14 protein-coding genes are annotated in these 17,320 nt (G+C 72.2%); 6 read left to right on the top strand and 8 right to left on the bottom strand.

The annotated features are described in order from the left end of the window. Positions 1–7: 7 nt before the first annotated feature. The 3 genes from ACFQQJ_RS16345 to cysK all read left to right on the top strand — a co-directional run bounded on the left by ACFQQJ_RS16345 (position 8) and on the right by cysK (position 4,046). A complete protein-coding gene (locus ACFQQJ_RS16345) occupies positions 8–1,477 on the top strand; it encodes an FGGY family carbohydrate kinase (protein WP_377108175.1) in 1,470 nt (489 codons plus the stop codon). A gap of 132 nt (positions 1,478–1,609) precedes the next feature. Beyond that, the gene (locus ACFQQJ_RS16340; RefSeq protein ID WP_377108174.1) at positions 1,610–2,839 is read left to right on the top strand and encodes an AGE family epimerase/isomerase; all 1,230 of its coding nucleotides are present in this window, start codon (positions 1,610–1,612) and stop codon (positions 2,837–2,839) included. Between the two features lie 118 nt (positions 2,840–2,957). Then, positions 2,958–4,046 carry a cysteine synthase A gene (gene cysK, locus ACFQQJ_RS16335; RefSeq protein WP_377108172.1) on the top strand — a complete coding sequence of 363 codons (1,089 nt, stop codon included), beginning with the start codon at positions 2,958–2,960 and terminating at the stop codon, positions 4,044–4,046. Between the two features lie 51 nt (positions 4,047–4,097). Here the strand turns inward: cysK and ACFQQJ_RS16330 are convergent, their stop codons facing one another. The 5 genes from ACFQQJ_RS16330 to ACFQQJ_RS16310 form a co-directional block, all read right to left on the bottom strand. Then, on the bottom strand, positions 4,098–5,411 hold the full coding sequence (locus ACFQQJ_RS16330; RefSeq protein ID WP_377108170.1) for an ABC transporter ATP-binding protein: 1,314 nt from the start codon (positions 5,409–5,411) through the stop codon (positions 4,098–4,100). Continuing rightward, complete coding sequence (locus ACFQQJ_RS16325; protein WP_377108169.1) at positions 5,395–6,435, bottom strand: ABC transporter ATP-binding protein; 1,041 nt, start codon at positions 6,433–6,435, stop codon at positions 5,395–5,397. Before ACFQQJ_RS16325 ends, ACFQQJ_RS16330 begins: the two co-directional genes overlap by 17 nt. Beyond that, positions 6,432–7,370 carry an ABC transporter permease gene (locus ACFQQJ_RS16320; protein ID WP_377108167.1) on the bottom strand — a complete coding sequence of 313 codons (939 nt, stop codon included), beginning with the start codon at positions 7,368–7,370 and terminating at the stop codon, positions 6,432–6,434. Before ACFQQJ_RS16320 ends, ACFQQJ_RS16325 begins: the two co-directional genes overlap by 4 nt. 61 nt (positions 7,371–7,431) lie before the next feature. Further along, on the bottom strand, positions 7,432–8,460 hold the full coding sequence (locus tag ACFQQJ_RS16315) for an ABC transporter permease (RefSeq protein WP_377108166.1): 1,029 nt from the start codon (positions 8,458–8,460) through the stop codon (positions 7,432–7,434). Positions 8,461–8,545: 85 nt separating this feature from the next. Next, the gene (locus ACFQQJ_RS16310) at positions 8,546–10,168 is read right to left on the bottom strand and encodes an ABC transporter substrate-binding protein (RefSeq protein WP_377108165.1); all 1,623 of its coding nucleotides are present in this window, start codon (positions 10,166–10,168) and stop codon (positions 8,546–8,548) included. A 302-nt stretch (positions 10,169–10,470) separates the two neighbouring features. Between ACFQQJ_RS16310 and ACFQQJ_RS16305 the strand changes: the two genes are divergently transcribed. Further along, positions 10,471–11,442 (top strand): L,D-transpeptidase family protein, encoded by a 972-nt coding sequence (locus ACFQQJ_RS16305; RefSeq protein WP_377108163.1) that lies wholly within the window; start codon positions 10,471–10,473, stop codon positions 11,440–11,442. A gap of 91 nt (positions 11,443–11,533) precedes the next feature. Beyond that, on the top strand, positions 11,534–11,893 hold the full coding sequence (locus ACFQQJ_RS16300; protein WP_377108161.1) for a DUF2200 domain-containing protein: 360 nt from the start codon (positions 11,534–11,536) through the stop codon (positions 11,891–11,893). Between the two features lie 20 nt (positions 11,894–11,913). Here the strand turns inward: ACFQQJ_RS16300 and ACFQQJ_RS16295 are convergent, their stop codons facing one another. Together ACFQQJ_RS16295 and ACFQQJ_RS16290 are read right to left on the bottom strand one after the other, a co-directional pair. Next, positions 11,914–13,149 carry a phosphatidylserine/phosphatidylglycerophosphate/cardiolipin synthase family protein gene (locus ACFQQJ_RS16295; protein ID WP_377108160.1) on the bottom strand — a complete coding sequence of 412 codons (1,236 nt, stop codon included), beginning with the start codon at positions 13,147–13,149 and terminating at the stop codon, positions 11,914–11,916. Beyond that, on the bottom strand, positions 13,146–13,496 hold the full coding sequence (locus ACFQQJ_RS16290) for a hypothetical protein (protein WP_377108159.1): 351 nt from the start codon (positions 13,494–13,496) through the stop codon (positions 13,146–13,148). Before ACFQQJ_RS16290 ends, ACFQQJ_RS16295 begins: the two co-directional genes overlap by 4 nt. Positions 13,497–13,637: 141 nt before the next feature. On the opposite strand from ACFQQJ_RS16290, the gene ACFQQJ_RS16285 reads away from it, so the two are divergent. Continuing rightward, positions 13,638–16,016 (top strand): ATP-binding cassette domain-containing protein, encoded by a 2,379-nt coding sequence (locus ACFQQJ_RS16285; RefSeq protein ID WP_377108157.1) that lies wholly within the window; start codon positions 13,638–13,640, stop codon positions 16,014–16,016. Positions 16,017–16,174: 158 nt separating this feature from the next. Here ACFQQJ_RS16285 and ACFQQJ_RS16280 read toward each other — a convergent pair whose 3' ends face one another. Further along, complete coding sequence (locus tag ACFQQJ_RS16280; RefSeq protein ID WP_377108156.1) at positions 16,175–17,188, bottom strand: zinc-dependent alcohol dehydrogenase family protein; 1,014 nt, start codon at positions 17,186–17,188, stop codon at positions 16,175–16,177. Between the last annotated feature and the right edge of the window lie 132 nt (positions 17,189–17,320).

Below are 17,320 nucleotides of genomic sequence, written 5' to 3'. Positions count from 1 at the left end.
ACCGACCATGCCCGTCGTCGCCGGAGTCGACAGCTCCACCCAGTCCTGCACGGTGGAACTCAGGGACGCAGACAGCGGCGTCCTGCTGGGAACCGGCCGGGCGCCGCACCCCCCGACCACGCCGCCGGTGAGCGAGCAGCACACCGCGCACTGGTGGGACGCCTTCCGGCGGGCGCTGGCGCTCGCCTGCTCCGACGCCGGCCGCGACGCGTCGTGCATCAGCGCGATCAGCGTCGGCGCGCAGTGCCACGGGCTGGTCGCACTCGACGACGCCGACCGCGAGATCCGGGCGGTCAAGCTGTGGAACGACACCACCTCCGCCCCCGACGTGGAGCGCCTGCTCGCCGAGCGGGGCCAGGAGTCGTGGGTCGAGGAGGTGCTGCTCCCGCTGAACCCGGCGCTGACGATCGCGAAGCTGGCCTGGGTGGCGCGCAACGAGCCGGAGAACCTGCTCCGCATCCGGCGGCTGATGGTGCCGCACGACTGGCTGACCTTCGCGCTCACCGGCGCGCACGTCACCGACCGGTCCGACGCGTCGGGCACCGGGTTCTACTCCGCCGACCAGGGCCGGTTCCGCGCCGACCTGCTCGCCACGCACGTCAGCGACGCGGTGGACTGGGAGTCGGCGTTCCCCACGGTGCTGGGCCCCGAGGCGCCGGCGGGACGGGTGCTGCCCGCCGTCGCCGCGGAGCTGGGGCTCGGTGACTCGGTGGTCGTCGGGCCGGGAGGAGGTGACCAGCACCTGGCCGCCGTCGGGATGGGCCTGGCCAGGGGAGAGGTGGCGTTCAGCCTCGGCACCTCGGGCGTCGTCTTCACCCCCGCGGACCTGCCCGCGCGGCGGAGCTGGTCGGTCGACTACGTGTGCGACACGACCGGCGGCTACCTGCCGCTGGTCTGCACGCTGAACTGCACGAAGGTCACCGACCGGTTCGCCCACCTGCTCGGCACCGACCTGGACGGGCTCGACCAACTCGCGCTCGCCGCTGCCCCCGGGGCGCCGGTGCTGCTCGCCTACCTCGACGGGGAGCGGAGCCCGATGCGTCCCGGGTCGGCCGGCGTCCTGGCCGGGTTGCGCTCGGACACCTCGCGGGAGGACCTCGCGCGCGCGGCGTACGACGGCGTGGTGCAGGGGATGGTGCGCGGCATGCAGACGCTCCAGGAACTCGCCGGCGAGCCGATCACCCGGCGGGTCCTCGCCGTCGGCGGTGGCGCGCGCTCGCTGGCCTACCGCCAGTTCATCGCCGACCGCTGCGGCCAGGCGGTGACCACGGTGGACGCCCCCGAGGCGACCGCACGAGGGGCCTGCGTGCAGGCGTCCGCCGTCCTGCACGGGGCGAGCGTGGCGCAGGTGCGCGACCTGTGGCGGCCGGCGACGGTGAGCACGGTGGAGCCCCGGCCCGGGACGGACGCCGGGCTGGACGCGTCCTTCCTGGAGCTGTCCGGCGCCTTCGACCACTGGTACTTCGCCCGTCACTGAGCGGCGTCCCCCTGTCGCGGCGACGCTGCTGTGGCCCGGGCGGCCATCCACGATCACCGGGGATGCAGGCGGACGGGCGGGAATGGGGCCAAGATGGTCCGCAGGACGCAGGTCGCAGGATGGGAGGACCCGATGACGGGGACGAGGTGGATCGGGCTGCCCGATCACCAGGGGTGGTTGCGTGAGCAGCTGGCGGCCCAGCTGCGGTTCGCCCGGCGCTTCCCGCACCCCGACGGCGGCGCCCACTACCTGGGCGACGGCGGGGTGCCAGACCCCTCGCGGCCGGTCCACACCTGGATCACCTCGAGGATGCTCCACGTCTACTCCCTCGGCCACCTCGCCGGGCTGCCGGGGTGCCGCGACCTCGCCGCGGCCGCGCTGAAGGGCCTCACCGGGCCGCTGCACGACGACGCGCACGGCGGCTGGTACGCCAGCGTCGGGCCCCGTCCCGGCGAGCGGGACGGCACCAAGGCCGGCTACGCCCACGCCTTCGTGGTGTTCTCCTCCGCCTCGGCGGCCGTGGCCGGCCTGCCCGGGGCGCGCGCGCTGCTGGACGAGGCCCTGGCCGTGCTCGACCGGCGGTTCTGGGAGGACGGTCCAGGGCTGCACCTCGACTCGGCGAGCGAGGACTGGGCGACGGTGTCCGGCTACCGCGGCGTCAACGCCAACATGCACTCGGTCGAGGCCCTCCTCGCCGCGGCCGACGCCACCGGCGACGTCCGCTGGCGCGAGCGCGCGGGGCGGATCACCGCGACCGTCCTCGGGTGGGCGGCCGGCAACCAGTGGCGCATCCCGGAGCACTTCGACCACGAGTGGACCCCACTGCTGGAGCACCATCGCGACCAGCCCGACCACCCGTTCGAGCCCTACGGTGCGACGGTCGGGCACGGTCTGGAGTGGGCGCGGCTCGCCCTGCACGTGCGGGCGGCGCTCGGCGACGCCGCGCCGTCCGGCCTGCTGGAGGGGGCGAAGGAGCTGTTCGCCCGGGCCGTGGCCGACGGCTGGCATGCCGACGGCGCCGACGGCTTCGTCTACACCACCGACTGGGAGGGCCGTCCCGTGGTGACCCAGCGCATGCACTGGGTGGTCGCGGAGGCGATCTCTGCGGCGGCCGCGCTGGCCCGCGTGACCGGCGAGGACGCCTACGAGGACTGGTACCGGCGGTGCTGGGACTACGCGCAGCGCTACCTCATCGGCGCCGACGGCGCCTGGGTGCACGAGCTCGACGGCGAGAACCGGCCGGCCGGCACGGTGTGGCCCGGCCGTCCGGACCTCTACCACTCGGTGCACGCCGTGCTCCTCCAGCGCCTTCCGCTGGCGCCCTCAGCCCCGGCAGCTCTGGCAGCGGGTCTGGTCGACTGACCCGTCCGCAGGGGCCCTCGTAGGCAAGGGTGCGCATGGAGGTCCCCCCGCTGCGGGGCGTTAGGTGGGAAGAGGGCCGGGGACGGTGCCCGGCACACCGGCGAGGACGGGGGCTCCCATGGCGACACCAGCGACGACGAGGACCACACAGGGTCGGGGCCGGCGCTTCGACAGCATCCTGGAGACGGTTGGCGACACCCCGGTGGTGCGGATCAACAACCTGGGCGTCGAGGGCGTCACGATCTACGTGAAGGCGGAGTACTTCAACCCGCTCGCCTCGGTCAAGGACCGCCTCGCGATCAGCGTCATCGAGGACGCCGAGCGCCGCGGCACCCTGCAACCCGGGCAGACCGTGGTGGAGGCGACGAGCGGCAACACCGGCATCGGCCTGGCCATGGTGTGCGCGCAGAAGGGCTACCCGCTCGTGGTCACCATGGCCGACAGCTTCTCCGTCGAGCGGCGGCGGCTGATGCGCATGCTGGGCGCGAAGGTGGTGCTCACACCGCGGGCCGAGAAGGGGTTCGGCATGTACCGCAAGGCCGTCGAGCTCGCCGAGGCCCACGGCTGGTTCCTCGCCCACCAGTTCGAGACGGAGGCCAACGCCGACATCCACGAGGCCACCACCGGGCGCGAGATCGTCAACGACTTCGCCGGGTCGCGACTGGACTACTTCGTCACCGGCTACGGCACCGGCGGCACGGTCACCGGCGTCGGCCGGGTGCTGCGACGCGAGCGTCCGGAGGTGAGGATCGTGCTGTCGGAGCCGGCGAACGCCCGGCTCGTGGGCAGCGGCACACCGCAGCCACGCGACGCGGACGGCGCGCCCGCGTCCGGTCACCCCGCCTTCGAGCCGCACCCGATCCAGGGGTGGACGCCCGACTTCATCCCCAAGGTGCTCCAGGAGGCCCTGGACGAGCACTACGTCGACGAGCTGGTCCCGGTGGCAGGGGCGGACGGGATCCGCTGGGCGCGCGAGCTGGCTGCGCGGGAGGGGATCCTGACCGGCATCTCTGGCGGCTCGACCTTCGCGGTGGCGCGGCAGGTGGCCGAGCGCGCGGAGCCGGGCGCGGTCGTGCTGTGCATGCTGCCCGACACCGGCGAGCGCTACCTCTCGACCCCCCTGTTCGAGGAGATCCCCGCCGACATGACCGAGGACGAGGTCGCGCTGTCGCTGTCGACCCCCGGCTACCAGCTGCCGCCGGCCTGAGCGCGGGGACGTCGTCGGCCGGCTGGCGTCCGATGACCCCGCGTTCCTCGACTACGTGTGCGCGGCCGCACCCTCGGGCGGGTAGAGCACGCAGGCGACCTCGCTGGGGCCGGAGGCCCGCAGCAGCACCTCGTCGCTCGGCACGAACTCGAACACCAGGCCCTCCGCGGTCGCGGTCGTCGACGCCACGCCGCGCCACAGCGGCTCGGCGGAGTTCTCCGTCCGGATGCGGTCGAACATCGCCTCGACGTCGGCGACGGTGCCTCCGCGCGGCGTGACCACCGCGCGTCCCTCGCTGTGGTCGAGGTCGGCCAGGCCGCCCACCAGCGCGTGCTCGCGCTCGTACTGCGCCACCGGCACGCGCGTCCAGTGCTCCTCCACCAGCGCCTTCAGGTCGCGGGGCTCCCACCCGCAGGTCGCGGTGGCCAGCGGGCAGCGCGGGTGGAACGAGCACCCCCGCGGCGGGCGCGCCGCGTCCGGGATCTCGCCACGCGGCAGGTCGCGCGCGAAGGGCGTGTTCGGGTCCATGTCGGGGATCGCCCGCAGGAGCGCCTGCGTGTACGGGTGCCGCGGGTTGGCGAAAATCTCCTCGGTCGGGCCGATCTCGACGACCCGGCCCAGGTACATGATCGCCACCCGGTCGCAGAAGAACTTCGCGGTCGCGAGATCGTGGGTGATGTAGACGTAGGTCAGGCCCAGCTGGTCCTTCAGGTCGAGCATCAGCTGGAGGATCTTCGCCCGCACGCTCATGTCGAGCATCGACACCGGCTCGTCCGCGATCAGCACCTCGGGGTCGAGGATGATCGCCCGCGCGATCACCGCGCGCTGCTTCTGGCCGCCGGACAGGTCCGAGGGGTACTTGCCGAGGAACTGCTCTGCCGGTGCGAGACCGACCCGCTCGAGCGCCGCCACGACCCGGGCCCGCAGGTCGGCACCGGAGGCCCGCTTGTGGATCACCAGCGGGTGCCCGACCGCCGTCTCGATGTCCATGGACGGGTTGAGCGCGGCGTGCGGGTCCTGGAAGACCATCTGGAGCCGGGTGCGCCGGTGTCGCAGCGCGGCTCCCCGCAGGCCCGCGATGTCGGTGGTCGGCGAGCCGTCGCCCGGGTGGTGGCGGATGCTGCCGCCGGTCGCGGGGACGAGGCCGAGCATGGCGCGACCGAGGGTCGTCTTGCCGCTGCCGGACTCGCCGACGAGGCCCAGCACCTCCCCGCGCTCGAGATCGAGGTTCACCCCGTCCACGGCCTTCACGGTGCCGGTGTCGCGGCCCAGCAGCCGGGCCAGCCCGCTGCCGCGCAGCGCGAAGTGGATCTTCAGGTCGTCGACCTGGAGGACGGGGTCGCCGGTGTCAGGCTTCGTCGGCAACGGACAGCTCCTCTCGCGCCAGCGGGGCCCGCTCGGCCTCGGAGAGGCCGGCCGGGTTGGCGGCCCAGCAGGCCACGTCGTTCGTGCCCACCCCGACCGGGCGCCCGTCGCGGGACAGCATGGCCGGCTCGCGCAGCGGGCAGACCGTCATCGCGTCCGGGCAGCGGGGGTGGAAGTGGCAACCGGACGGCGGCGAGACGAGGTCCGGCGGCGCGCCGGGGATCGAGTGCAGGCCGTCCGTGGCCAGCGTGATCGTCGAGCGGAGCAGTTCGCGGGTGTAGGGGTGCCGGGGGTCGGCGAACACCGTCCGCGCGTCGCCGATCTCGACGATCTTGCCCGCGTACATCACCGCCACCCGGTCGCAGGCCTCGGCGATGATGCCGAGGTTGTGGGTGATCAGCAGCAGCGAGGTGTCGAAGTTCTCGCGGAGGTCGTGCAGCAGCTTGATGATCTGCGCCTCGACGAGCACGTCGAGCGCGGTCGTGGGCTCGTCGGCCACCACGAACGCCGGACGCAGCACCAGCGCGAGCGCGATCATCAGCCGCTGGCGCATGCCGCCGGAGAACTCGTGCGGGTAGGCCTTCCAGCGCGAGGGCGGGATGCCGATCAGCCGCAGCACGTCGAGCGAGCGGGTCTCGATCTCGGCCGGCGACATCTTCGGGTGATGGGTGCGCAGGGTCTCGGTGAAGTGCTCGCTGATCCGCATCAGCGGGTTCAGGCGGGTGAGCGGCTCCTGGAAGATCATCGCCAGGTCCCGTCCCCGCCGGGTGAACCGCTCCTTGGCCGACATCGCCAGCAGGTCCTCGCCCTGGAAGTCGAGGCGCCCGTCCATCCGCGCGCCCTCGGGCAGCAGCCCCAGCAGGCCGCGGCCCAGCGTCGACTTGCCGCAGCCGGACTCGCCGACGAGCCCGAGGATCTCGCCGCGTCCGACCGAGAAGGAGACGCCGTCCACCGCGCGCACCGGACCGCGCGGGGTGCCGTACCAGATCCGCAGGCCGGTGGCGTCGATCACCGTCTCGCTCATGCGACCACCGCCTTGGCGTCGGGCGACGTCCTGGGTGGCAGGGTCACCGTGGCGAACCGGCGCTTGCGCAGGGTCGGGTTCACCGTCTCGTTCAGTCCCTCGCCCACCAGGGTCAGGCCGGTGACCAGCAGGACGATCGCCAGGCCCGGGAACAGGCCGGTCCACCAGATTCCGGACGCGGCGTCGTCCAGTGCACGGCTGAGGTCGAAGCCCCACTCCGCGGCGTCCTGCGGCTGGATGCCCAGGCCGAGGAAGCCGAGGGCGGCCAGCGTCGAGATGGCGTCCGCGGCGTTGAGGGTGCCGATCACCGGCACCGACTGGATCACGTTGCTGAACAGGTAGCGGCCCATGATCGTCCTGTTCGGCGCGCCGAGGGCCCGGGCTGCCTCCACGTAGGTGGCCTCGCGGGCGCTGACCGCCGTGTTGCGGACGACCCGGAAGTACTGCGGGATGTAGATCACCGTCAGCGACAGCGCCGCGGCCACCACCCCGCTGGGCAGCACGTTCTTCAGCAGGAACGAGAAGACGATCGCCAGCAGCAGGGACGGGAAGGCGTACAGCGCGTCCATGATCAGGACGAGGACGCGGTCGGTCCAGCCGCCGACGTACCCGGAGAGCAGTCCGAGCGGCACCCCGATCAGCGCGGAGAGCAGGACGGAGAGCAGCACCACCAGCAACGCGGTCTGGGCCCCCCAGATCACCCGGCTGAGCACGTCGTAGAACAGGTCGTTGGTGCCGAACGGGTGGCCGGGACCGGGCGGGGAGAGCTTGACGAACTTCACCCCGTCCACCGAGTTCTGGGCGAAGCCGTACGGAGCCAGCCACGGTGCGAAGACGGCGAGCACGACGAACAGCCCGACCAGCACCAGGCCGGAGACGAGCAGCCACCGGGCCAGCCCGGTGGTGGTGCGGAACGGGGCCAGGAGGGTCTTCACTCGGGGCCCCCGCGGAGTTGTTCGGGGGAGCGGAGCGGAGGAGAAGAACTCCACGGGGTGTTCATGAGTACCTCACCCTCGGGTCGATCAGCGCGTTGATGATGTCCACGGCCAGGCTGATCAGCACCACGACCACGGCGAAGAAGGTGACCAGGCCCTGCACGCCGATGTAGTCACGGGCCTCGATGTAGTGCACGAGCTGGGTGCCCAGCCCCGGCCAGTTGAAGGTGTTCTCGGTGAGCACCGCGCCGCCCAGCAGCATCGCGGCCTGCAGGCCGACGACGGTCACGACCGGCACGAGCGCGTTGCGGAACGCGTGCTCGCGCACCACCCGGCGCTCGGGGATGCCGCGCGCGCGGGCGGCCTCGACGTAGTCCGCCTGGAGCGTCTGCAGCAGGTTCACCCGGACCAGCCGGATGAACACCCCGCAGATCAGCAGTCCCAGCGTGAGGCAGGGGAGGATGTGGTGGACGAGGATGTCGCCGAGCGCGGCCATGTTGCCCTGGAGGGCCGCGTCCACCAGCAGGATGTGGGTGATCGGCTTGGTCGCCACCGTGAACTGGGTGCGCGGGTTCGCGATGCCGGAGGTCGGCAGCCCCAGCGGGCGGGCGATGAACATCTGCATCAGCAGGCCGACGAAGAAGATGGGGGCGGCGTAGGTGACCACGCCGAAGACGCGGATCACCACGTCGCGGATCGAGTCGCGCGCCCGTCCGGCGGCCAGGCCCAGCGGGATGCCGATGCCCAGCGCGATCAGGAACGCACCGATGGTGAGAGTGAGGGTGGCGCCGCCGTTGTCGCGGATGATCTCGAGGATCGGCCGGTTGTCGGAGATCGTCTGGCCGAAGTCGAGCCGGGCCACCTGCCACAGGTACTCGAAGTACTGCACGATCAGGGGCCGGTTGAGGCCCAGCGCGTCCTTGCGGGCCTCGATCACCGCGGGGTCGAGCTTGCCGCCGACGGCGGCGCTGACGGGGTCACCGGGTGCCACCCGCAGCAGCAGGAACACCATGGTGAGCAGCACCAGCATCATCGGGATGATGAGGCCGATGCGGGCGAGGATGTAGCGGGGAAGTGAACCGCGGGTCACGCGGGTCCCTTTCTGGGATCGGGCGTCGCCGCCCCGGACGCCCCCTCAGCGGGGAGCGGGCGTCCGGGGACGACGGACGGCGTGGTCAGGCCTTCTTGCTGATCGACCAGAGGCGGAAGATGTAGGTCGGGTCCAGGGTGTCCTTGACCCCCACCATCGTCTTGTTCGCCACGGCCACGTTCTTGCCGTTCCACGACGGGATCAGCGGCACGTCCTGGGCGGTGAGGTCCTGGAGCTGGCCGATGACCTGCTCGCGCTTGGCGGTGTCGGTCTCGCCCACCTCCTGCTCGACGAGCTTGTTCACCTCAGCGTTGGAGTAGTGGTTCTTGAAGAAGCCCCCGTCGACGATGAACGGCGACAGGTAGTTGTCGGCGTCCAGGAAGTCGGGGTACCAGCCGAGGATGAACAGGTCGTACGCGTTCTGCTTGTAGAGCGTCTGGTACTGCGTCCACTCGGCGTGATCGGTCTTGGCGTCGAACAGGCCGGACGCGTTGAGCTGCTCGGCGAGCTGCGTCGCCTCGTCCACCGCGTTCGGGCCGTAGTGGGTGTCGGTGTAGCCGATGGTCAGCTTCACCGGGGTGGCGATGCCGGCGTCGGCGAGCACCTTCTTGGCCGCGTCGGCGTCGGGGGCAGCGCCGTAGACGTCCTTGAACGACTCCTTGTGGCCGGCGAAGCCGGCGGGGACGATCGAGTACGCCGGGGTGACGGTGCCGTCGTAGGAGTCCTTGGCGATGGCCTCACGGTCGATCAGGTACGCGGCGGCCTGGCGGACGGCCTTCTGCTTGCCCGCGTCGGTGGCGAGCTGCCACACCCAGTAGCGGAAGGACGAGCCCTCGCCCTGGATCACGTCGAGCGCGCCCTTGCTGGTCAGGTCGGCGTAGTCGGTCGGGGTGAGCTCGCGCCAGGCGACGTCCACCTCGTTGTTCTCGACGGCCTGGCGCAGCGGGCTGGCGTCCTTGTAGTACTTCACGTACACCTGCGCGGACTGCGCCTTGCGGTCACCGGTGTAGGCGGGGTTGGCCTTGAACACGGCCTGGTCGCCCTTGGTCCACGACTCGAGCATGAGCGGGCCGGAGCCGACCACCTGGTCGTCGGCCAGCAGCTTGTCGGCCGGGAAGACCTCCTCGTCCACGATGGACGCCGCGGCGGTCGTGAGCACCTTGATGAAGGTCAGATCGGCCTTGTTCAGGTGGAACACCACGGTGGTCGCGTCCGGGGTCTCGATCGCCCCGTCGGCCAGCGCCGGAGCCTTCTCGTCACCGTTGGAGATGCTGCTCAGCAGCACGGAGGCGCCGTTCGGGTCGGCGATCTTGATGTTCCGCTCGAAGGAGAACTTGACGTCGGAGGAGGTCAGGTCGTGCCCGTTGGAGAACTTCAGCCCGGACTGGAGGGTGCAGGTGACCGTCTTGGCGTCGCCGTAGGTGCAGCTCGACGCGGCGTCCGGCGCCTCGGTGGAACCGTTCGCCGGAATCACCATCAGCTGCTGGAACAGCGAGTACTGGAGGTTCCAGGACGCGACGTCGTAGGCGCCGGCCGGGTCGAGGGCGGTGACGGTCTCGGTGGTGCCGAGGATCCAGTCCCCGCCGGCAGCGCCGCCACCGGCGCTGGCTGAGGTGGAGGCGCTCGGGGCCTGCCCCGAGCAGCCGGCCAGGGCGGCGGCCAGGAGGATCCCGGCGGCCGCGCGGGCGGTGCGCGAAGTGATGTTCATGCGTTCCCTCTTCGATTGGGCCATGCCCAGGGAATTCCCGGGGCAGAGGATTGAGACAATCTAGACCCCCGGTGGGGAAAAGGCTCTCAACATCCGAACATCGGCTCTCGGCATTCGAGCCGATGAGCGTCGGATCAGCCTGATCGGGTCCCCCGCGGGCCGTCCGTGGGCAAATGTGCAGGGCGACCGGGACGCCGTGGGCACCCGCGCGGTGCCGACCCGGCCGGCGGGACGGCCCGGAGGGAACGGGTCCCGCGGCCGTACGATGGGATGCCGATCCACCGTCCGCCCGGGAGGACGCCATGAGCCGGACGCAGCCGAGCGCCCCGCGGTCCGCGCCGCGCCGGGCACTGGCGACCGTGTCCGTGGGCGTCCTGGTGGCGCTGCTCGCCAACGCCTGGGCCCCTGCGGGCGGAGCCGCTGCGGCCGTCCCCACGGGGGGTGCCGTCGCGACCGCGCCCGTCCCGTCCCCGACGGCGACCCTGCTCACCTCACTGCCGTCCACGCCGTCCACCGGTGCGCCGTCGCCGGCCGGGCCCGGCCCGTCCGCCGCCCCGCCCACCCCGGAGCCGCCACCGGTCGACCCGCTCGCGGGGCTGGGGAAGAAGGAACGCGCGGCGTTCCGGCGCTGCCTGTCGGTGGCCGTCGGCCCCGGGTCGGGCGGCCCGTGCGCCGCACTGCTGCAGAAGAAGCTGAAGCAGGTCCACCTCCACCCGTGGGCCGTCACCGGACGGATGACGGTGGCGGGCGTGAACGCCGTCCTGAACTACCAGCGCTCCCGCGGCCTGAAGCCGACCGGCGTGGCGACGCGCGCGACGTGGCTGGCGCTGGCCGCCAGGGCTCCGGCGCGGCCGGTGGAGCTGCCGAGGAAGTGCCTCACCAAGGGCATCGTGATCTGCGTCGACCAGGGCCACCGCCGGCTGTTCTGGATGCGGGACGGCAAGGTCGTGCGGACCGTGAAGGTGCGCCTGGGTGGCTACAACTCCCACCCCAAGACCGGCACCTGGCGGGTCTTCCCCACCGCGAACGGCACCTGGCGGGTCTACGACAAGCAGGTCGACCCGAAGTCGGAGAACTACGGCTCCGGGGCCATGCCCTACAGCGTGATGTTCTACCCGGACATGTACGTGCACTACTCGCCGGGCTTCCACAGCGTGGGCTACGCGGGGTCGAGCCACGGCTGCGTGAACGTGGGCTCGCTGTCGGACGCGATCTGGATCTTCCGCCACACCCCGATCGGCACGCGGGTGCACATCTTCACCCCGCGCGCCTGAGCGGCGTCCCGCGCTTGGCAGCGGGGCACGGGGGATGGCAGGGTGGCGGCGGGTCGCGCCGTCCGGTGGCGCCCCGACAAGGGAGGACGCCATGGCGCACCGCATCTTCCGCACCAGCTTCGCCGGGCTGTACCCGCTCTATGTGCAGAAGGCGGAGCGCAGGAACCGGACCAGGGAAGAGGTGGACCAGGTCATCGCCTGGCTCACCGGCTACGACGCCGCCGGGCTGGAGCGCGTCATCGCCTCCGGGGCCGACGTGGAGACCTTCTTCGCCGAGGCGCCCGCGCTGAACCCCGACGCCGCGCTGATCACCGGCGTCGTCTGCGGCGTGCGGGTGGAGGACATCGAGGATCCCCTCATGCAGAAGGTCCGCTACCTCGACAAGCTCGTCGACGAGCTCGCCCGCGGCCGGAAGATGTCGTCCATCCTGCGCTCCGGCGCTCCGGAGTAGCGCGTCCCCGGCTCCCGGAGTCAGCGGACGGGGGCGCTGTGCCGCGCGATCACCCGGTCGACGAAGGCGTTGTAGGCCCCGACGACATCGGGGTCGGTGACCTCGAGCGCGAGCTCGTCGTTGACGCCCTTGCCCGGGGTGAAGGTGAGGGCCCGCCCGCTGAGGTTGTGGGTGCCGACGATCGCCTTCTCGATCGGCCGGCCGGAGGCGTCCCAGCCGGTGACGCTGGTGATCTTGGTGTGCAGGATCGTCCCCTGGGCCGAGCGCAGGTCGACACGCCCCCGTCCCGGACGGGTGAGTTCGGTGGTCACCGCCCGCTCCCAGCCGCGCATGTGCCCGACCACCCGCACGTCGCACCCCTGCGACGTGAGCTCCCGCAGCCGCTGGGCGATCCAGATCCGCTCGGCCATGAACAGCAGGTGGGCGGCGCGCACGACCGTCCGGTCGTCCCCGTGGCGACAGGTCACGTCCCGAAGGAGCGCCTCCACCGGGTCGTTCGCGCTGCCCCCGGTGGGGATCGGGAAGGTCCGCACCACGACGGTGGGCGTGGTGGCGGTGCGGCCGAGCTCGGCGCGATCGGTGACGCCCCGGCGCAGCATGGTGAACTGGGCCAGCAGGAACCGGTAGAGCTCCCGGTCGCCCGTCGTGGTCAGCGACTCGTTCACCTGGTACGCCCCGTCGGCGTTCGTCATGTTGCCCGAGGACACCCACGAGACCCAGTTGTGCCCGTCGCTGTGCGAGGACAGCAGGAACTTCGAGTGCATCCGCACGCCGCCACGTCGCACGACCAGCCACGAGTCACCGGACGTCCGGGTGCCGAGCACGGCGCGCAGCCGCCGCACCTCGCGCTTGCGGGAGATGACCTCGTTGATCACCACGTGCACGTGGACGCCGCGCTCGTGTGCCCGGGTGAGCGCCCGCGTGACGGGGGGATAGGTGAGGTTGAAGATCGTCAGGGTCAGGGTCTCCCCGGCCGGGGTCCCGTCAATGATCCGCAGCGCGGAGTCGACCACCGCGTGCACCTCGTCCTGGTCGTCCGACCACGGGTTGCCGAACACGACCGACTGGGCCGGCGCCGCCGGCGTCGGCGTGGGGGTGGGTGAGGGGGACGGCGACGAGGGCGGAGTGGACGGGGCGGGCGTGGTCACGGACGGGGTCGGGGCCGGCGGCGTGCAGCCGGACAGCACGATCAGCAGCGCGACGAGGAGGGCCGTCGCGCGCCACACCGGGCCGGCGGCCGTGGAGCCGCGATTCACCGGGCGGTGCCGCCCTCTTCGCCGGCATCGCCGGGATCGGGGTCTCCGGCCGCGCGGCGCCGGAGGGCGTCCCGGTCGAGCACCTGCGGCGGTTCTGCCCCGGGCCCGTCGCCATCGGCGTCGGCGTCGGGGGAGTTGTCCCACTTCGCCGGGTCGAGGGCGCGGTCGACGTTCAGCAGGGCGTCCCGGTCGAGCACCTGCGGGACGGACCGCCGGGGCGCGGCGCCGGACTCCGGCGGCAGCACCCACTCGTCCTCGACCGGCTCGGGACGCCGGCGGCGCAGCAGCCACCAGCCCAGTGCGCCGACGATCACGACGACGACCAGGACGGCGAGGATCGGGTCCATCTCATCCCTCCGGCGTTGGTGAGAGCCAACCTACGCCCTGCCGCCGGTCGCCGGGACGGGCTCGCGCAACCTCGTGCGGAGCCGCACGGGGAGGAAGCCCTCCACTGTGCAAGCGCCGCCCGGCGTGGCACGATCGCCAGAATGACCACCCGAGCCGCCACCGCATCGTCCGTCGTCCCCGCCGACAGCCACGACCTCATCCGGGTGCGTGGGGCGCGGGAGAACAACCTGCGCAACGTCAGTGTCGACCTGCCCAAGCGGAGGCTGACCGTCTTCACCGGCGTCTCCGGCTCGGGCAAGAGCTCGCTGGTGTTCGCCACGATCGCGGCCGAGTCGCAGCGCATGATCAACGAGACCTACTCCACCTTCGTGCAGAGCTTCATGCCCACCCTCGCCCGTCCCGACGTCGACGTGCTGGACGGCCTGACCACGGCGATCATCGTCGACCAGGAGCGGATGGGCGCGAACCCCCGCTCGACCGTGGGCACGGCCACCGACGCCAACGCCCTGCTGCGGATCGTCTTCAGCCGGCTCGGCACGCCCCACATCGGCTCGTCCCAGGCGTTCTCGTTCAACATCGCCAGCGTCACCGGCAAGGGGGCACTGAAGATCGAGCGCGGGGAGGGTCGCACCGTCGAGCGCCGCGAGTTCCGCGTGCAGGGCGGCATGTGCCCGCGGTGCGAGGGCATGGGCTCGGTGAGCGACTTCGACCTGTCCGCCCTGTTCGACCCGACCCGCTCGCTGCGGGAGGGTGCGCTGACCATTCCCGGCTACAGCATGGACGGCTGGTACGGCCGGGTGTTCATGGGCAGCGGCTTCTTCGACCCGGACAAGCCGCTGGGCCAGTACACCGGCCGCGAGCTCGACGACCTGCTGCGCAAGGAGCCGACCAAGATCAAGGTCGACGGCATCAACATCACCTACGAGGGCCTGATCCCGCGGATCCAGAAGTCCATGCTGTCGAAGGACGTCGAGTCGATGCAGCCCCACATCCGGGCGTTCGTCGAACGGGCGATCACCTTCACCACCTGCCCCGAGTGCGACGGCACCCGGCTGAACGAGGTGGCGCGGTCGTCGAAGATCGACGGCCTCAGCATCGCCGACGCGTGCGCGATGCAGATCAGCGACCTCGCCCGGTGGGTGAGGGGGCTGGACGCCCCGTCCGTCGCCCCGGTGCTGACGGCGCTGGGGGAGTCCCTGGACTCCTTCGTGCAGGTCGGGCTCGGCTACCTGTCGCTGGACCGCCCGGCGGGGACGTTGTCGGGTGGCGAGGCGCAGCGCACGAAGATGGTCAAGCACCTCGGCTCGTCGCTCACCGACGTCACCTACGTGTTCGACGAGCCGACGATCGGGATGCACCCGCACGACATCGCGCGCATGAACGAGCTGCTGTTCCAGCTGCGCGACAAGGGCAACACCGTGCTGGTCGTGGAGCACAAGCCGGAGGTGATCGCGATCGCCGACCACGTGGTCGACCTGGGCCCCGGGGCCGGGACGGCGGGCGGCGAGGTGGTCTTCGAGGGGCCGGTGGACGCCCTCCGGGCCAGCGGCACCCTCACCGGTCGCCACCTCGACGACCGGGCGCGGCTGAAGGCGTCGGTGCGGAGCGCGTCCGGGGTGCTGGAGGTGCGCGGGGCGTCCCTGCACAACCTGAAGGACGTCGACGTGGACATCCCGCTCGGCGTCCTGGTGGTGGTGACCGGCGTGGCGGGCTCGGGCAAGAGCTCGCTGATCCACGGCTCGGTGTCGAAGCGGGACGGGGTGGTCGCGGTCGACCAGACGGCGATCCGCGGCTCCCGGCGCAGCAATCCGGCCACCTACACCGGCCTGCTCGACCCGATCCGCAAGGCGTTCGCGAAAGCGAACGGGGTGAAGCCGGCACTGTTCAGCGCCAACTCCGAGGGCGCGTGCCCCAACTGCAACGGCGCCGGCGTGATCTACACCGACCTGGCGATGATGGCCGGGGTGATCACGCCCTGCGAGGTGTGCGAGGGCCGGCGGTTCGACGCGTCCGTGCTGGAGTACCACCTCGGCGGCCGGGACATCAGTGAGGTTCTGGCGATGCCGGTGCAGGAGGCGGTGGACTTCTTCGGCGCGGGGACGGCGCGGGTACCGGCCGCCCACGCGATCCTCGCCCGGCTGGCCGACGTCGGCCTGGGCTACATCACCCTCGGGCAGCCGCTGACCACCCTGTCCGGCGGCGAGCGGCAGCGGCTCAAGCTGGCCGTGCAGATGGGGAACACCGGCGGTGTCTACGTGCTGGACGAGCCGACGGCGGGCCTGCACCTGGCCGACGTGGAACACCTGCTCGGGCTGCTGGACCGGCTCGTCGACTCCGGTCGGTCCGTGATCGTCATCGAGCACCACCAGGCCGTGATGGCCCACGCCGACTGGATCATCGATCTCGGCCCCGGTGCCGGCCACGACGGCGGACGGATCGTCTTCGAGGGCACCCCGGCGGACCTCGTGGCGTCCAGGTCGACCCTCACCGGCGAGCACCTGGCCGCCTACGTCCGCTGACGCGCCGCCCGAGCTCCGACACCGAGGGCCAGCCTTCACGCCGAGGGCCAGCCGTCAGCACCGAGGGCCAGCCTTCACGCCGAGGGCCAGCACACCGGTGCTGGCCCTCGGCGACAAGGCTGGCCCTCGGCGGAGGGCGGGGGTGGTGCGGCGGACGGTCAGGGGCGCAGCAGGACCTTGATGGCGCGGCGGGAGTCCATGGCGGCGTAGGCGTCGGCGACCTCCGAGAGGGGGAGCGCGAGGTCGAACACCCGGCCGGGGTTGATCCGGCGCGCGAGCACGAGGTCGAGAAGCTGCGGCAGGTAGGCGCGGACGTGGGCGGGGCCACCCTTCACCCCGACGTTCCGCCAGAACAGGTCGGCGCTCGGCAGCTCGCCGTGGGGCAGGCCCACCACGCCGATGTCGCCGCCCGGGCGCACGCAGGCGATGGCCTGGAGCCGGGCCTGCTCGGTGCCGACGCACTCCAGGACGCAGTCGGCGCCGATCCCGTCGGTGAGCTCCCGGACGGCGGCGGCGCCGGCCTCGTCCCGCTCCTCGACGACGTGGGTGGCGCCGAACTCGGTGGCCAGCCGCTGGCGGTCGGCGTGACGGCTCATCGCGATCACCGTCCCCGCCCCCAGCTGGACGGCGGCGAGCACCGCGCAGAGGCCGACCGCACCGTCCCCGACGACCGCGACGCTCCGTCCCGGGCCGACGCCGGCCATCACCGCTGCGTGCCAGCCCGTGCACATCACGTCGGAGAGCGTGAGGATGCTCGGGATCAGGTCGTCATCGGGCATCTCGGGGGTGGAGACCAGGGTCCCGTCCGCGTTCGGCACCCGGATCAGCTCCGCCTGGCACCCGGCGTAGCCGCCGCCGTTCACGCAGTTGGCGTGGGCCCCCTTGCGGCACACCGGGCAGGTGTTGTCGGAGTGCAGGAAGCCGCCGACGACGAAGTCGCCGGGCTTCACCGAAGTCACCGCATCGCCGACCGAGGCCACGACGCCGCAGTACTCATGGCCGATGGGCGTCGGCCGCGGGACGGGCGCGAGGCCCCGGTAGCGCCACAGGTCCGACCCGCAGACGCAGGCCGCGACGGTGCGCACCACCGCGTCCGTCGGCTCGAGGATGACGGGGTCGGGGCGCTCCTCGTAGCGGACGTCCCCTGCGGCATGGATCACGGCTCCGAACATGCGCCCACTCCACCACATCCCGGCCCCGACCGGGAGGGCCGGGCGCCCGCTTTCGCACGGACACCCGTCCCGGCGCCTCCCGGCCCGCGCCCGGGGGCCCGGACGCCGGGTCTCCCCGTGGCCCGGGCCGGG

This window comes from Propionicimonas sp. T2.31MG-18 (assembly GCF_964266745.1).
Lineage (GTDB): Bacteria > Actinomycetota > Actinomycetes > Propionibacteriales > Propionibacteriaceae > Propionicimonas.
The sequence above is the reverse complement of the archived record's forward strand: the minus strand, read 5'-3'. Positions and strand labels throughout refer to the sequence as shown.

Coding starts and splice junctions, on each gene's coding strand:
- ACFQQJ_RS16305 (WP_377108163.1), top strand. CDS start 10,471: ATGAGCCGGACGCAGCCGAGCGCCCCGCGGTCCGCGCCGCGCCGGGCA.
- ACFQQJ_RS16300 (WP_377108161.1), top strand. CDS start 11,534: ATGGCGCACCGCATCTTCCGCACCAGCTTCGCCGGGCTGTACCCGCTC.
- cysK (WP_377108172.1), top strand. CDS start 2,958: ATGGCGACACCAGCGACGACGAGGACCACACAGGGTCGGGGCCGGCGC.
- ACFQQJ_RS16325 (WP_377108169.1), bottom strand. CDS start 6,435: ATGAGCGAGACGGTGATCGACGCCACCGGCCTGCGGATCTGGTACGGC.
- ACFQQJ_RS16280 (WP_377108156.1), bottom strand. CDS start 17,188: ATGTTCGGAGCCGTGATCCATGCCGCAGGGGACGTCCGCTACGAGGAG.
- ACFQQJ_RS16310 (WP_377108165.1), bottom strand. CDS start 10,168: ATGAACATCACTTCGCGCACCGCCCGCGCGGCCGCCGGGATCCTCCTG.
- ACFQQJ_RS16345 (WP_377108175.1), top strand. CDS start 8: ATGCCCGTCGTCGCCGGAGTCGACAGCTCCACCCAGTCCTGCACGGTG.
- ACFQQJ_RS16340 (WP_377108174.1), top strand. CDS start 1,610: ATGACGGGGACGAGGTGGATCGGGCTGCCCGATCACCAGGGGTGGTTG.
- ACFQQJ_RS16290 (WP_377108159.1), bottom strand. CDS start 13,496: ATGGACCCGATCCTCGCCGTCCTGGTCGTCGTCGTGATCGTCGGCGCA.
- ACFQQJ_RS16285 (WP_377108157.1), top strand. CDS start 13,638: ATGACCACCCGAGCCGCCACCGCATCGTCCGTCGTCCCCGCCGACAGC.